Annotated in this window: 13 protein-coding genes and 1 tRNA gene; 8 read left to right on the forward strand and 6 right to left on the reverse strand. The window is 38.8% G+C overall.

What is annotated here, in order from left to right; translation table 11 throughout:
- Position 1 precedes the first annotated feature (1 nt).
- The 3 genes from glmM to rpsT all read right to left on the reverse strand — a co-directional run bounded on the left by glmM (position 2) and on the right by rpsT (position 1,784).
- On the reverse strand, positions 2–1,384 hold the full coding sequence (glmM, locus tag FHG67_RS17360; RefSeq protein WP_004497203.1) for a phosphoglucosamine mutase: 1,383 nt from the start codon (positions 1,382–1,384) through the stop codon (positions 2–4).
- A 37-nt stretch (positions 1,385–1,421) separates the two neighbouring features.
- Positions 1,422–1,494, reverse strand: a tRNA-Val gene (locus FHG67_RS17365).
- A 17-nt stretch (positions 1,495–1,511) separates the two neighbouring features.
- Positions 1,512–1,784, reverse strand: coding sequence for a 30S ribosomal protein S20 (gene rpsT / locus FHG67_RS17370; protein ID WP_002747260.1), 273 nt, complete (start codon positions 1,782–1,784; stop codon positions 1,512–1,514).
- A gap of 148 nt (positions 1,785–1,932) precedes the next feature.
- Between rpsT and FHG67_RS17375 the strand changes: the two genes are divergently transcribed.
- The 6 genes from FHG67_RS17375 (at position 1,933) to FHG67_RS17410 (ending at position 8,181) form a co-directional block, all read left to right on the forward strand.
- Positions 1,933–2,346: a hypothetical protein gene (locus tag FHG67_RS17375; RefSeq protein WP_004499312.1), complete on the forward strand. Its 414-nt coding sequence runs from the start codon at positions 1,933–1,935 to the stop codon at positions 2,344–2,346.
- Positions 2,340–3,407: an LIC_10450 family protein gene (locus FHG67_RS17380; protein ID WP_004499320.1), complete on the forward strand. Its 1,068-nt coding sequence runs from the start codon at positions 2,340–2,342 to the stop codon at positions 3,405–3,407. The genes FHG67_RS17375 and FHG67_RS17380 overlap by 7 nt, the downstream gene beginning before the upstream one ends.
- Before the next feature lie 12 nt (positions 3,408–3,419).
- Entirely contained in the window at positions 3,420–4,217 is a 798-nt protein-coding gene (locus FHG67_RS17385) for a hypothetical protein (protein ID WP_002635129.1), read from the forward strand.
- Positions 4,214–4,909 (forward strand): glycosyltransferase family 2 protein, encoded by a 696-nt coding sequence (locus FHG67_RS17390; RefSeq protein ID WP_002635104.1) that lies wholly within the window; start codon positions 4,214–4,216, stop codon positions 4,907–4,909. The genes FHG67_RS17385 and FHG67_RS17390 overlap by 4 nt, the downstream gene beginning before the upstream one ends.
- A gap of 593 nt (positions 4,910–5,502) precedes the next feature.
- Positions 5,503–5,907 carry an STAS domain-containing protein gene (locus FHG67_RS17400; protein WP_004501066.1) on the forward strand — a complete coding sequence of 135 codons (405 nt, stop codon included), beginning with the start codon at positions 5,503–5,505 and terminating at the stop codon, positions 5,905–5,907.
- 1,242 nt (positions 5,908–7,149) lie between these two features.
- A complete protein-coding gene (locus FHG67_RS17410) occupies positions 7,150–8,181 on the forward strand; it encodes a hypothetical protein (RefSeq protein WP_061217808.1) in 1,032 nt (343 codons plus the stop codon).
- Positions 8,182–8,549: 368 nt separating this feature from the next.
- Here FHG67_RS17410 and FHG67_RS17415 read toward each other — a convergent pair whose 3' ends face one another.
- Entirely contained in the window at positions 8,550–9,437 is an 888-nt protein-coding gene (locus FHG67_RS17415) for an alpha/beta fold hydrolase (RefSeq protein ID WP_026054481.1), read from the reverse strand.
- Positions 9,438–9,565: 128 nt separating this feature from the next.
- On the opposite strand from FHG67_RS17415, the gene FHG67_RS17420 reads away from it, so the two are divergent.
- A complete protein-coding gene (locus tag FHG67_RS17420) occupies positions 9,566–10,567 on the forward strand; it encodes a class I SAM-dependent methyltransferase (protein ID WP_004504376.1) in 1,002 nt (333 codons plus the stop codon).
- Positions 10,568–10,687: 120 nt separating this feature from the next.
- Here the strand turns inward: FHG67_RS17420 and FHG67_RS17425 are convergent, their stop codons facing one another.
- Positions 10,688–13,144 carry a TonB-dependent receptor plug domain-containing protein gene (locus FHG67_RS17425; RefSeq protein ID WP_004499305.1) on the reverse strand — a complete coding sequence of 819 codons (2,457 nt, stop codon included), beginning with the start codon at positions 13,142–13,144 and terminating at the stop codon, positions 10,688–10,690.
- Positions 13,145–13,153: 9 nt separating this feature from the next.
- Between FHG67_RS17425 and FHG67_RS22070 the strand changes: the two genes are divergently transcribed.
- Positions 13,154–13,309, forward strand: a complete 156-nt coding sequence (locus tag FHG67_RS22070) for a hypothetical protein (RefSeq protein ID WP_216368155.1) — start codon at positions 13,154–13,156, stop codon at positions 13,307–13,309.
- 781 nt (positions 13,310–14,090) lie between these two features.
- Here FHG67_RS22070 and FHG67_RS17435 read toward each other — a convergent pair.
- Positions 14,091–14,987: an EAL domain-containing protein gene (locus FHG67_RS17435; protein ID WP_002617961.1), complete on the reverse strand. Its 897-nt coding sequence runs from the start codon at positions 14,985–14,987 to the stop codon at positions 14,091–14,093.
- Positions 14,988–15,836: the final 849 nt, after the last annotated feature.

Consider the following 15,836-nt stretch of genomic DNA (forward strand, 5'->3'; position numbering starts at 1 on the left):
TTCAGGCATTCTCCATGAGACTTCCCGCACGGTCGAGCAGAGAATTGAGATCTTTTTTGGTCCTCGCTTCGGCTATGATTCGTATGATCGGCTCCGTGTTAGAAGGACGAATGTGAATCCAAGAATCCTCGGAGGCCAAGCGCAAACCGTCCAGAGTTTCTTCGGAGAAAGCCGAAAATTCTTCACTGAACTTGGAATAGATGTCTTGGAGGTTTTTCCCCGCCACTTGAAAACTCGTTTTCTGCATATGAATGGCGGGGAATTCTTCTAAGATAGAATCGATCTTCTTTCCCGTCGCAGCCATTCCATTTAGGATATGTGCGATTCCGGAGAGTGAATCTCTTCCAAAAGAAGCGATTGCGGGATCGATCACTCCTCCGTTTCCTTCTCCGCCGAAAATCGATTTTTGGCGAAGCATTTCGGATACTACGTTTGCTTCCCCGACTTTAGAACGAGAAACGGGAACACCGTATTGCCCCGCTACGAACTCGTTGATAAAACTTGTGGAAAGATTTACGACCAGGTTGGCTTTTTTAGGCATTTTCCCCAACGTGAGAGAAAGAAAACTCAAAGGAAGAGTGTATTCTTCGGAGATCGCTCCTTTTTGGCGAGTGAGAACGACAAGACGATCCGCGTCCGGATCCAAAGCAAAGCCGATATCGGCACCGGAAGATTTCATTCTTCGAGAAGTTTGTTTGAGCGCGTCCGGAGTCGGTTCCGGTGGTCTTGGAAAGGTTCCGTCCGGGCTGCAATGTAAAAGGATCGGCTTACATCCGAGTCTTTCCAGAAGTTCCGGAACCAAGAAACTTCCCGCTCCATTGACTGCGTCTAGGAGAACCTTATATTTTTTCTTTCGAATTGCACTCACGTTTACTCGTTTGAGAACGGATTCGATGTGTTTTTCAGACCATTCTTTTCCGGAAAAGATCTTAGAAGAAGGTTTGTATTGAATTTGTCTATAGGATTGATTTCGAACCGTGTCCAGAATTTGCTCCAAATCCGCCGTTCCGGTAAAGAATCCGCCGGGGCCTATAAATTTAAACGCGTTCCATAGGATCGGGTTGTGAGAGGCGCTGATCATGATTCCACCTCCCGCTTTGGAAAGATTGACGACCGCTTTTACGGTTGGAGTGGGAACAATTCCGAGTTGCAGGACGTCTTTTCCCATCGCCTGCATCAAGCCTAAGGCGATGTTTTCGATATAAGGTCCGGAAGGTCTGGAATCGCGACCGATTACAATTTTAGATCCTTCAATCCAAGTACCGAAAGCGCGCAGCGCATCAAAAATAACTTCAGGAGAAAGTCCTGTGGGAATGATCCCTCGAATCCCAGAAACGGAAACCATGAGATCTGGATGATTGAATACGGAAGCATTTGTATTCATAAGTTTTAGAAATGGTTAATTTCTCCGGAAAAGTATATGGGCGATGACAGGATCGAACTGCCGACATCCTGCTTGTAAGGCAGGCGCTCTACCAGCTGAGCTAATCGCCCTTTATCATTCCGTAGTTTTAGGCTGCTGCAGATACTGTGTTGAGGCGTTTTGCCATTCTACTTTTTTTTCTATCTGCGTTTTTAGAATGGATTAAGTTTGTTTTTGCAGCTTTATCTAAAAGAGAGGTATACTCTATAAAAAGAGCCATTGCCGCTTTTGGGTCTTTTTCTTTGATGGCTTTCAGAACTTTTTTAGCCTGAGTTCTGAGCCTGGACCGATTCTGGGAATTGGCCGCATTTCTGCGTTTCGTTCTCCGAATGTCCTTTTCTGAAGACTTGATATTAGCCAAGGCCTACACTTCCTATCGAATAAGTTTTTCCAGCTTTTCCGTACCCTAACTTCTGTCAAACGAATTCTTCTAAAATTCCGCACCGATTAAAAGGCTTTAGAACCTCTACGAACGACTTCCGAAACCGCTAACAAAAGAAGAGGCAAAAATGAGGCAGAATCGTTTTGGAAATATTTTTTTGACTATTTTATTGGATCGGGACTTTTTTTCCCGTCTTCAAGAAGAGGAAATAGATCTTTCCGAACTTGCAGAGTTAGGAGTTGTTTTTCTAGAGGACTTTGAAAAGTCCGGGAGGTGTTTTTTGTCGACTGAAAGAGAAAAGATTTCCACCTCGTTATTAATTCGGAAAAGTTCTTATTTACAAATTTTTAATTATTGTTTCCATAGTTTTCGTTCGTTCGATTCGTTGATGGAAGAGATTTTGCATAACGTATATCTGGATTTTCACTTACGTTTGAATCAAAAGCCGGATTCTCTTCTTTTTGACAAATACGGCGTATTTCATCCCAAAAACTTTCTTCAACACAATAATATCGTATTTGAGGAAAAATCGTCATGTTAAAACGATCCGAATACATCGAAATCGATTCCATTTCTTCGGTAGATCCTAACGCGCTTTCCTTGGGCCAACTCAGTCAAAAATTTATCGATAAACAAGGGAACCGCTTTGCTCTTCGATTCAACCGAAATACCCGAAGAGCAGAATTCGTGAGAATTACTTTAGAATCTCCGAATGAAGCTCAAAAGCACAAACACGTTCCCCATCCGACTCATAGCCGACAAAGTGTAAAACCGATTCCCGTGCAAAAAATCTCTTCTTTGCAGGAGATTATGACCAAAACCCAGGAACAATCTTCCGTAAAAATTCCGAAGTCGAACTCAGACTCCGCCCAAACGACCAACGAAGTGGAAGTTCAAAAAAACGTCTTTCAAAAGACCGCTCCGGATCGTCATAAATCTCAAGAAAGTTCCGGTTTAGACTTAGAAACAATGGATCTCAACATCCTGGAAAGTCCCGCCCCCAAACAGGACTTAGGTGAACCTTTCTTAAAAATGGAATACGATTCCGTTCCTTCCTTCATTGAAGTAGACGTCATTGAAAAAAAAATCTCCGAACTTGCAAAGATGAAGGAAAGAATCAATTCTGTTTTGAACAACCTTCAGAATTCGAAAATTTTCGAAATCACGGGAGACCCTTCCGAAAATAAAAATATCGTTGGAAACTTAAACCGGGAATTCGACATAGAATTTTTTCAGAAACTGGATCGAATTTTGAACTACCACAAAGAGCTGACCACATATCCAAGATCCGTAAATTACTACACTGCAAAATACGAATCCTCTAGAAAACAAATCCTCCAGTCCAAAAATACCGACGGCGAGAAACTTAAACTCGTGACTCTTTGGGAGATGCAGGAATTGATGTTTGGATTGGTTCAAAAACTGAAAAAAATGGTTTTAAACACCTTGAACATTCTAAACATGAAAAACGACAATCATATCAAACAGCTTTCATACAATCAGCAACAAATGTTCCGAGATTCCAGAACCGCGCTTCTGTATTGTTCCGAAGATATATCTTCTTTGCTTATTTCCTTGGAAAGATGGGTCGATACTGAATAGGAGAGATCTCCTATGGAACCCCTACAAAGCTCCGAAATCAAAGCCGTTCTAGAAAAACTCAGAACGGAATATTCAGAAAATTCCAAAAAGAATCCGAAAATCTTCGATTTAAAAGCGTTTGAGTCAAGGCTTACGATGATTCTCCAGCAAAAAGGAAACCTTGCCCAGTTTCTCAAAGACGAAATTCAATTTATAGAAACCTTAAAGGCCAAGCACAAGGAATTGGAAGACAAAAAACAAGCGGCCAAGGGGGAAACGATCAATAAGATCCTGGAAGAACAAGAAGCAAAACTCAAAAAGTATCAGAAGATCGATTTTCATCCTTTGGCAAAACCAGAGATTCGTTATTTTTACGGCGCAATTCTTTCCTTTGCGGAAACCGAATTACCGGCTTTGATTTACGTCTTCAAAGGAACTCCCGAATTTGCGATTTTCAAAGATAGGATCACCGTCATTGAAAGAATGGGAATCAGCAGAAGGGGAATGCCTTCGATCCGAATCAACGAACATATCAAAGCTCTGTTGGACGCGAACGGAAATCAAAGCGCGATGGAAAAAGACGGTCAGAACATTCTGAAAGAAGTTTGTATCGCTCTGAAAGAAACAATCACTTCAATTCGGGAATGTATGGAAAAAAAGAGAGTTTCTCAAACCCTTTCCATCAAAATGGACGAGAGAGAATTTCCAAAAGCAGTGGAATCGTATCAGAATTTGGTTTTCGGAATCGCTCTTGAAAAAATAATAGTACGAGCTGATACGATTATCCGGGATTTCCGGATGGTCGAAATCACAGGTCTGGAGTTAATATGAAAGTTTCCATCGTCATTCCTTGTTATAACGAGAAAAATACGATTCGTAATATTCTGGAAACAGTAAAGAAAGTTCCGATCAAAAACAAGGAAATCATTCTCGTGGACGATTGTTCCAAGGATGGAACGAAAGATCTTCTTCAAACTCCCGCTCTTAAAAAACTGGCCAACCAGATTATTTTTCACGAAGTCAATTATGGAAAAGGAGCCGCTCTTAGAACGGGTTTTAAAGCCGCAACCGGAGATATCGTAATCGTTCAAGATGCGGATTTGGAATACGATCCGTTTGAAATTCCGGAAGTGATCGATCCGATCTACAAAGGCAAAGCGGACGTCGTATTCGGAAGCAGATTCCTGAGCGGACGTCCGCATAGAGTTGTTTATTACTGGCATCGATTGGGGAATATGGTGCTAACGACCCTTTCCAACATGTTCACCAATATCAACTTAACGGACATGGAAACTTGTTATAAAGCGTTTCGTAGAGAAATCATCCAGTCCATCGATATCAAAGAAAATCGTTTCGGCTTCGAACCAGAAATCACCGCAAAGGTTGCTAAAATTCCGGATGTTCGTATCTTTGAAGTAGGTATCTCCTATTACGGAAGGACTTACGCGGAAGGAAAAAAGATTGGTTGGAAAGACGGTTTTCGCGCAATTTATTGCATTCTTCGTTATAACTTATTCGACTGAAAAATGATCTTACGTTTAAAATTGTAGTTCCTACATTTTGATGTTTTGAGTTACCGCTCTAAATTTGGAAAACTCCCTGTTTTGTAATTCTCATTTGTTTTTTGGAACCCTCAGGAAAAAACTCAAAAAAACTTACGAAAGAACCGGGTTTAAAATCTCTTTACCGATCCTTTTTTGTCTTCGGGAAAATTCTTTTTCAAAAAATCAAACGGCATATTTACATACTCAAAATTATCTCGAAAAACCCAACCCAATCTTTTTGTCTTAATTCAAACCTGAGTTTAGGGTTCATCTCAAAATTCAAATTTTCTATTACAGAAAAGTCTAAAATGCAATTACCCTTTCACACTTCTCTTTGGCTCCAAAAATGAGGCACGCCAAATCATGTTAACTCGACAGGTTAGCGTTTTTGTTATTGCAACGCAAAATATGATGTTCGAATTCCGTTCCGTTTTTTCTTGTGGAGTTTGAAAAATCAGAGGATGAAACATTAAATCCCTTGCGAGATCAATCAAAAATTTATTTCTCATTTGTTATTGAATCTACGGATTGATATAATTAATATGAATAAAGACATCTTTGGAGAAAGAATTATGGAAACCAAATCCGACCCCCTTAACCAAAAATCCAATGAACTGAAACTTTCGATTGAAAACATTTCCTCCGCCGGAACCCTTCCCGGCCCAGCGATCATAGTTCAAATACAAGGAGACATCAACATATTCTCTGCCAAAAAATTAAAAGATGCCTTTAACGAAGCTATAGAAAAAAAAGTTTATATTCATCTTATAGATCTTTCGGGCGTACGTACTATGGATTCCTCCGGAATTGCCACCTTTATCGGAGCTCAGAACCAATTGAGCAAAATTCCCGGCGGTGGGCTCGTGCTCTATTCTCTCACTCCTCAGATCGAAAAAATGCTCGAATTAACGAGACTCAAAGCGCTTTTCCGTACGGCTTCCAACTTTTCAGAAGCGATTCGAATTCTTAGCGTATAACTGATTCCATTGGAAAACGTCTGAAAAACAATCGAAAGAATTTGTATTTTGAACTTGTTAAAGATTGATTCGGGATCTATTTTAAAAAATACCTTACAATAGGAAAAATTACAGTTTGAAATTTACGGAATCGTTAAAATGTTTCATCGAAATACAGTAAAAAGAAATTTTTATGATTTGAGACAGTGCACGCTACAAACTAAAGATATAAAGGAAAATCCCTCAATGATCAATTAGAATTTGTTCTCTCCGATTTCTCCTTCTAACATAATTCGAATCAATTCGTTTAGAATTGAGTAAAAACGAATCCTTAGGTAAAACGTCTTTTAAAAGCTTGTTTCGGTCTCAAAATGTAGAAACTCCTACAATTTTAAACAACGGGGAAAAAACCTCAATACAACATAATCTGTAGGAACTCATAACCAACCCCACAAATACTTGGATCCGAAGATAAAACCTGTCGGAATTCCAACCAAATCTTCTGTGAAACTTAGTTCCCACAACGCGCCCTAAACACCGACCCATAGGAAGGTGTTTACTGAGTTTAGGAAGCGTTGTGCTGAGTTTCCCTTATTTTTGGGTGGGATGACGAGCTCTGCTGAAGAGCGAGGCGCTGAGTTTGGAGGCGGAAAGACTCGGGAGATTTTTCTCTATCAGAAAATTATACTTTTTGCAAGTAAAAAGCCTTATTCTTGTCGGAACACTTCAAAAATACCAGCTTTTGATCCTTCTGACTCCAGAACCCTATGCAGCTTGTGGGGTTGGTTATGATAGGACCTCCTACATTTTTTTAGAAACTTTACCGGATTTAAAGATTTTTTTAGGTTTTGAAACGGGTTCTAATGTTCAAATAAAGTATCTTTCACACGGTATGCAGTTTAATTTTATTTAGAAAAATTTAAAAAGACATTCAATTTTTGAGATTATTTTTAACGCGATATTTACTCAAAATAAAAAATTATATTTTTATTATATAGATTCACTTTGGAAATAATAAAATTTTCCGTAAAAAATTTCGTTTGGTTTTTGTAAAAACGATACTTCCCGCTTCTATTCTTCGAAAACTTAATTTGGATCTAATTTTTCGACCAAATAGTTTGCAATGGAAACTAAAAAGCAGAACTCCGTCGACATTAACAGGCCTGAATTTACAATCTATGGAAAAAACATAGTCAGAATGAGTCCCCTTGCATTTTAGTATTTTTAAGATACTAAAGCGGAGATTTTTCACTTCTAATTCCCATGAATTTAAATCAAACTCGAAATCTTAAGATTTCCTTGAAGAACGTCATTTACATTCTCATCTTTTATTTTTCCCCGTTTCCCGTGTTTTCGGAATCTCAAACGAAAAGTACGGACCAGCAAAAAGTCATTCCTTTCATACAGGCAAACTCAGAAATTCAAACGGAACAAATTCTCCCAAACCAAACTGCATCTGTCGGAACAAAGGAATCGCCAAAAAGAGTGGATCAGAAAAAAGGAAGTTGGAGTTTTCAGTGGGGTTATAATCGCGATTCTTATACACAAAGTGATATCAATTTTCACGGCCCCGGATATAAATTCACTTTGAAAGACGTGGTTGCAAAGGATAGACCCGAAAAATTCGATCCTTCCGTTTATCTGAACCCGAGTCTTTGGGAGATCCCTCAATATAACTTTCGTCTAACTTATTATATTACGGATAGATTCTTCTTCGCTTTTGGCCAAGATCACATGAAATACGTGATGAGCCGAGGACAAGCGGCAAACATTTACGGTTATATCGACCCTCTTTCAATCCAAAAGGCTCATCTCGGAACTTCTCCCGATTCGACGGTTTATCTATACCTATTCCCTGACGCGTATAAAAAACTGGAGGGATATCACAACGGAGAGACAATTAATATCACTCCAGACTTCCTCAAATTCGAACATACGGATGGATTAAATTTTCTTTATATAGATGCGGGAACGATCCAACCTCTTTTGATTTCGTCCGATGGAGAAAATGCTCTTAGCTTCGTCGCATCCGTAGGCGGAGGCCCGATCATTTGTAGAAGCGACGTTCGCCTTTTCGGGGAAGGGAAAAACAATCGTTTTCATGCATCAGGCTACGGAGTTTCCGGTTATGTTGCAAGTCGTGTCGACATTTATCGACTCGTTTTTTTCGAACTCGGCGCCAAAGGCGGATATATCGATCTTTCGAGCATCTTTACAAACGGACATTCTAAAGACCGAGCCAGTCAAAATTTCGGTTTTTTAGAATTAGTGATTTTTGGAGGAGTGAATTTCTAAACATCTGCTACGAAGAATGTTTCGTCCAAACAGATTTTCATTGTATTCTGTCTAAGATCGTTCGATTTTTTACGCGATCGTTCAGATACACAAGATAAATCTAATATAATGTGAGTTTGAATTTTTCACCAATATCTCTATAACTTCTGAAAATACTCATATCATGGCGGGAAGTTTATCAATGTTCAGAACTCTAATTCGGGATTTATATGTGTTATATCGCTATTCCCGAAACAACCCAAAAAAAACGGAAAAGCGTTTTCAGTACGAACCCGACGGATAATCCAGCAGATAAAAAAGTACGGATCCGATAAGAAAGAGTAAAATACGCCCAACGGCTTGAGAAAAAACCAAGTATCTACGTACCGTTATACGGAATGTTTGGAAACAAACTTTCGAATCAACTCCGTCACTACGTTCGGTTGTTCTCGGTGCACCCAATGGTTGGAATCTAGTTTATGAATTTCTAAATTATCAACATAATCATATGTGTTTTCATATACTTCCGGAAGAACGATAAAATCCTTTTGAGGGATAATTAACTGTACGGGAATTTTGATGTTGGAAGGGGCGGAAATTACCGTTCTACCGAACAATAATTCCCGAAACAGATTGATGGGCGCGATTGTCGTACTGTAGATATCGTTTCGATTTACTTTTCGAAGGAAATCCTTTTTGGGAACTCCGCCGAGGTCCATGATCCATTTATAGATCAATTCACCGAAATTCTGCCACATCAATTCGGGGAGAATTGGAATTTGAAAAAACCAGATATACCAGGAACGAAAGCTCTGATCGACCACTTTCTTCCAATTATCAAAATTGAGACTGAATAGATCGTCGATCATTCGTTTGCCCGCAAGCCAGGGATGAGGACCGGAAATCGCGGTAAAAGAATTTACGTACTTAGAATATTTCGAATCGCTAATAAATAGCCAACCGAGTGTAGCTCCCCAATCGTGACCGACTATGTGCACCTTGCTATTCTTGGAAAGAAAATCGATCGCCTTCACAAGATCGGGAAGAATCACCGCGTAGTTGTACTCGGATTGTTCCAAAGGTTTGGAGGACCTTCCAAAACCTCTTAAGTCGATCGCACCTAACCTGAATTTTTCCTTTAAGGAATCGATCTGCAAGTCCCAAGTTTTATGAGTATCTGGATATCCGTGGATGAATAAGATAACATTCTTCGAATCCGTTTCCGAATAGGAGAGAAATAATTTTACTTTTTGATTTTCTATGTATGTGTATTTCAAAATTTCAACTCCCTTCTTTGATCCGTATCCTGCAATCGTCGTCTTTAGCGACAAATTTTCCAGTCTTTTTACGGAATCTTGATTCCGTTATGATTGGATTTTAACTGATATTTTCGTACATTGGCCCCATGTCGGAAAAACGATCCGAGAAATTTAATTCGCTTAACGATTTTGGAAGTCCGATGGCGATGTTTCGCAACAGACTTTCGAGAATGTCCAAACATTGGAAAAAGTGGGCTCGCAAAAGAAACATAGAATGTTTTCGAATTTACGACCGAGATATACCTCAGGTCCCCGTAAGCGTGGATCTTTACGGACCATACTGTCAAATCTCAGCCTATAAGAACAGTTATGAAATTTCGGATGAAACAAGAGAAAGGGAAAACGCGGAAATCGGGCGGATCGTCGCGGAAACGTTGAACCTCGATGCGGGTTCCATATTTTGGAAAAAGAGAGAACCTAAAAAGGGTAAAAAACAATACGAGAAACAATCCGAACAGTCGAAGTTGCTAGAAGTAAAAGAGAGCGGACTTCGATTTTACATAAACTTATCCGATTATATCGACACTGGGTTATTTTTAGATCATAGAATCACAAGGGATCTTATTCGCAAAGAATCAAAGGGAAAAAAATTCCTAAATCTTTTTTCTTATACGGGATCGTTTACCGTCTACGCAGCGTCAGGTGGAGCGACCCAAAGTTTAAGCGTAGATCTTTCCAATACGTATTTGGCTTGGGCTGAAGAAAATTTGAAGTTAAACGGACTCTCTCTTACAAAACATCGCCTACTCAGAGCGGATGTGATGGAATGGCTTTATAACGAAAGAAAAAAGTCGGACCGGGAAAAGTACGATCTGATTGTTCTCGATCCACCAACTTTTTCCAATAGCAAAAAAATGACGGGCATCTTCGACATACAAAAAGATCATGTGGAAATTTTAAACATTCTCTATCAAGACTTTGCTCTTCCCGGAGCCGTATTGTATTTTTCCACGAACTTTAGAAAGTTTGAACTTTCCCCAACGTCCATTCTCTGGAACAATCCGAAAGACATTACAAAAACGACCCTTCCGGACGATTTCAGAAATCAAAAAATTCATTTTTGCTGGAAAATGGAAAAACCGGTTTGATCTTACAGCTTATTCTAAAACGGAATTTCCAAAAAAACACAAAGTCACAGAACCAAACATCACGACTCTCTATGGGTAGCCGTAATATTTTATAGATCGCTATGACAGAGAATATTATTTTTAAAATCGCATTTCTATTCCGAAGTTGAACATCGGAATCTTAGTTTTACCAACGTCAAGACCGTTTTGATTGATATATCCAGTAGCCGGATTCCGACCCGGAAGATAGGGAGCCAACGTATTATAAAGGGTATTTGAAACCGCAATTCGATTCCCCGTAAGATTGATGATTTCAAGATATAAATCCAACTTTGCCCAACTCGTCGTTATAAAACGATCGAATCGAATATCAATTTGGTTATACGACGGAAGCCGCGCAGACCGAAGGTCCCTTGAATAGACCGGAGTGTAGAGGTTTACGGAATTAACCGGAGTCAGTTCCGATCCGACAATCGGAGTATATGCATAATTCGTTAAATGAATGATTCTCGTACCAATTTGCCAAGTATCCTTATACTTCCAACCTCCGACTATACTAAGCATATGTGTTCGATCGAGATCATAGTATTCTTCTTTCGAATTTTTCTTTAGAACTTCGATACTCCCATTGTCATAAACATTAGTGTAATAATCCTTAGATATGTCCTGATATAAAGTCCTATGATTTTTTGCTAGTTCGTTATGGATTTGAAGTTCAGTATCGTTGAGAACGGGCTGATTTCTATTTCGTTTTGTCAAAGAGTTCGTATAGGAGATCCAACCGAAAAAGCCGGAATCCTCCGGAATTTCCTTTTTTATCATCAATTCAAATCCTTTGGACCAACCAGACATAGAATTCGAATAATTCAAATTTCTCTGAGAGACAAATTCCGTGTTTTGATTGTTAACCCCGGAAATGAGATTGTTGATGTTGGCGGCGGAGGAATTGTAAATGAAATTGTCCCGAACGACTAGATTATCAAACGTGTTTTTATAACCCTCCAATTTTACGGAATAACTCGATAAAAATTTCTGCTCAATTCCAAAATTGGAATGTTGGGATTCTTCCATTTTAAGACTAGGATTCCCCATCCTTTTAGAAATATAACTGACGTCCGTGGGAGCTTGAAAGAACTTCCCGGTTCCTCCGAAAAAAGTAGTTCTAGTGGAATCTAGCTCCTTCGCAAACATAAGTCTTGGACTTGTTTTCCATTCGTCCGATAAATCGTGATAGTCCCGTCTCACTCCGAGTGATACTACATTACCCATATAATCAAACTTCATCTCGGAGAAATATCCTATCTGCCTATGAACCATTCTATCCCCTTGTAAAGTTGCGGATGTGTTCGGGTTGGAAAGTATAAAATTAGTGATTTTAAGGAATTCGGGATTTTCGTTGATGTAGATTATTTTACCCTGAAAGCTGGATACGGTTTCCCTATATTGACCGCCCGCCCTAAGCTTTAAGATTTTCTTGAATAAGTTCAATTCCATTACGTCTTCAAAATAACGAAGATCTTCCGAAAAATTGTTTCCGAGAGTATTCGCTTTTTGTAATCCCTGCGCCAAAGCGGCGAGAGCTCCTTGAGAAGTGTTAAGAAGATAAGTACTATTTTGAGTTCTTTCTTCGAAATAACTTCTTGATATGTTCATAGTATTAGAAACGGCTTCAAACGGTTTCCAAACATATTGAACTCCGTCGGTTCGAAAATTCCTATCAACAATCAAAGCATCGTTGATGCTTTCCATCGAGTCATACTTAGGTTTGTATTGTTTGTTCGCGGCAAAAGGATGACGATAGTCTTTCGTTCCGAAAGAAGAAAGCGTGATAGAGTTTTGATTATCGATGTCCCAGTTGATCCGAAATTGATAATCGCTATAATCGGAAACAAACGTTTGATTCGGTACTAAATCCGGAATTCTTCCCAAAACGTAGTTCGGATAGTATTTTCTCCCCGACACGTTTACATTCAAATTTTTTGATATATTTTTAAATACGTAACCGTCCACCAAAAAAGTATTTAGATTGAGAACAACGGAATCGTTTTTCTTTTTAAATCCTTCGACGGCAATGACTCCGCCTGTCGCAAATCCGTATCTGGCGGAATAAGTACCCGAATAAATTTCCAAAGAACGAATCGCATTATTGTTCAAAACGGAAGTGATCCCATCTGCGTGAAATGGGTAGATTAAAGGAAGACCGTCGTAATAAAATTGATTGGCTCGAGTTCCCGCTCCTCGCATCACTAGAAATCCTCTCTGGCTATTGGAAATATCCGGGCTTTTATTATTGGGAGCGGTCGGATTCAATCCGGTTGCCATTGCAGATTGAAAGCCAGCGTTCGTATAATTTTGAAATATAGGTGCAATTCCCGGAATATTGAATACCGCCTTTAAAGAATCTCCGAATGTACCGGGCATTTTGTTAATTTCTTCCGGCTTTAATCGAACAAAATCCGGTCTATCTCTTTCGCCTACTACTTCGATCCCTCCCTCTTCTTTTTCTTTTGTTTTATTTTGAGCGTATATATCCAAAGAAAAAGTACATAAAACGTAAAATAAGAGTACATAAAAAAAAGAAAGTTTATTTATTTTCAATTTAGTTCTATGAGAAAGAAAGAAAGAAAGAAAGAAAGAAAGAAAGAAAGAAAGAAAGAAAGAAAGAAAGAAAGAAAGAAAGAAAGAAAGAAAGAAAGAAAGAAAGATCTTCTAATACTTGCACATACATCCGAAAGCTCCCCGAAATCCATTAGTATTCTATGACATTTTAAACAATGGCGCAATCCCTAAGTAACACTTCATAGAGTAAAAGTGCTGACAAGTTTTTTTCAAACTTTTTCACAAAAAAACAATTCTAAGACAAAGCTTATTGAGTGATACTTACCTTAGCAACATGGGTACGGTAGAAAGCGAAATTCTAAAGTTTATAAAGCCTAACGAGCGGTTTCGGAGAATCAAAATGTCTTGAAATATCGGGAACTTCGTTTGAGACGAGTTCAAAATCGCATAACGTTTATTGAAAACTTTCTTTCCCAATCAAAACTGCATTTGTAAACGAACCTACGAATTCCCGATTTGTTTATAAACCGGCTTTTTGCGACAATTTATAAAAACCACTCGGGAAGAACGATATTTAGACTCTATACGTTATCTCAAAAATATCTTAGAGTTCGTTATTTTAAACAAAGATAAAACATTTTTAAAATAACTTATAGTTGTTAATCATCTCCACATCATAGGGTGTCTAAAATTCTGCGTCTAACACAGGATTTGTGCTTAAATTAACGGTACTCTATTTTATAGGGTAGTATCATTAAGAATAGAGTTGTTGAAAAATTCCATGGTTCAGATTAGAAAAACCGCTTCAAACATCCATTTCAATAAAGTAGAAACGGATAGAGAATTAATTTTTCAACAACTCTAATGAATACCTGATCTTCGAACGATTTCAAACCGCTTCCCAAAGCGGTTTCTCTTTAGAACTATATCGATATCTAAAGAAGTCGTTTTTTACCGGGAAACGGAAAGACGATTCGACGATACCTCAAACCATAAGATTTTTGGATTGAAATAAAAAACCCTGCACTAAAGGAAACCCCATTTCTGCCGCTATCAAAAGATCCTCTTGAGTTTCAATTCCCTCCAAGATACACAGGATGTCCGCTTCTCTCGCAAAGTCCAGAAATCCCCAGACGATATTTTTATAATATGCCTTGGCTTTAAAGAGATCGAGCCAGTATTTGTCGAATTTAATAAATTTTGAATATTCTAAAAAATCAAAACAGAAAAGGTTTCGTTTTCCGCCCACGTCGTCGAGCGCGACCGGAATATTCGACCGTTTCAATGCGTCCAAACAGAATCGAGTATCTTCGATCAGAGTGGAGTCCGTATTCTCTATGATTTCACAAACGATATTTCTTTCCTTGCTTAAAAGCTCGTGCCAATCTATCGACTGCGATCGATTTTTACAGACATGGGGATCCAAATTTAAAAATAATTTTTTCCCCTGCGGACGGTTTCTGATCTGAAACCGTTTTAAATTCTTTTCGAATTCAAAAAACAAATCCACTTCCTGATGTAGTTCGTTAAAAACAAACTTGGGAGAGATACTTTCTCCTTCGACGTAAAATCGTGCCAAAGCTTCGTATGCGAAAACTTTCCCCGTTTCCAAAGACAGGATAGGCTGATACTCGGTGTGAAAATCCCCGGTTTTCAAGATATCGGTCAATATCTTAAAGAGAGTTGAGCCAAAAGTCCGTGTGTCTTCCTCAGAAGGAGAAGAAAACGGTGTTACGGTTTCAAACTCCGCAATCATTTTCTGAGCCGCTTCACGTTTTTCATTGAAAGAGAAAAGACTTTGAGCGACTCGCTTGTCTAAAGCTGAAATAGGTTTCGAAAAATCCCAATTCACGTTAGACGACAGATCAAGAATTTCTTTCATTGTGAGACCTCTTCGCTTCCAAAGTAGAAAAGAGATGGGAAAAGTCAAGAAATATGAGAATGAAACTCAAAATCAAATTTAACTTTTAAAACAAGAAAAGGGCTCCAATCATTTCATTCGAAAAGGAATTGGAGCATTGTGTTGCGACCGTAGGCAGCAACATTGAGTTAAAGCGCGGTTCGCGAGCCATTTTATCTATGAAACTCACGAGCTGCGACGACGATCCATAGCGAGTCGTTGCACTTTAGTTTCTTATTCGCCCAAACTTTCCTACGCCGAACTCACGTTAGCCAATATCTTGAGTAATGTCGAATTATGCTTTTGCTTTGCTAAATACCTACTACAAAAGGTGTATAAAAATCCAACCACGACTCTCAAAACAAGATCACTCTGGTAGATTTCGTCTTTGAACGCGACAAACACGATGAGCATTGCCGAGTCAGAGAAATTCAGCATCAATTTTTAATATCAGAGTTTGTCCCAAAACCTCAAAATCTAGGAACTCCTATGAAACTGGGGAGATTTTAGTATTGTTTGAAAATGTCCGATGCGGCGGTTTTTGTAAGAACTCTTATATCGGATAAAATTTCTAAAGAATGATCCAGAAGTTTTGGAACGAACTCTCAATCATTCGACCTCACAAACAACTTCAGGAAATGGGAAAATTCCAGGAAATTCTACAGTGATAAAATGATTCGTAAAATCCCACTCAAAGCGAAAGCGTTCGCTCAAACTCTAACAAAGCAAAGGCGAACACTCCCATAACGTCTTCAAAAGAATTGCGATCTAAGGGAAATAACGTAGTTCTTTTTTCCTGGATTTTTCCCTGGAATTTCTTTTTTTCTTTTC

The organism is Leptospira weilii, assembly GCF_006874765.1.
Lineage (GTDB): Bacteria > Spirochaetota > Leptospiria > Leptospirales > Leptospiraceae > Leptospira > Leptospira weilii.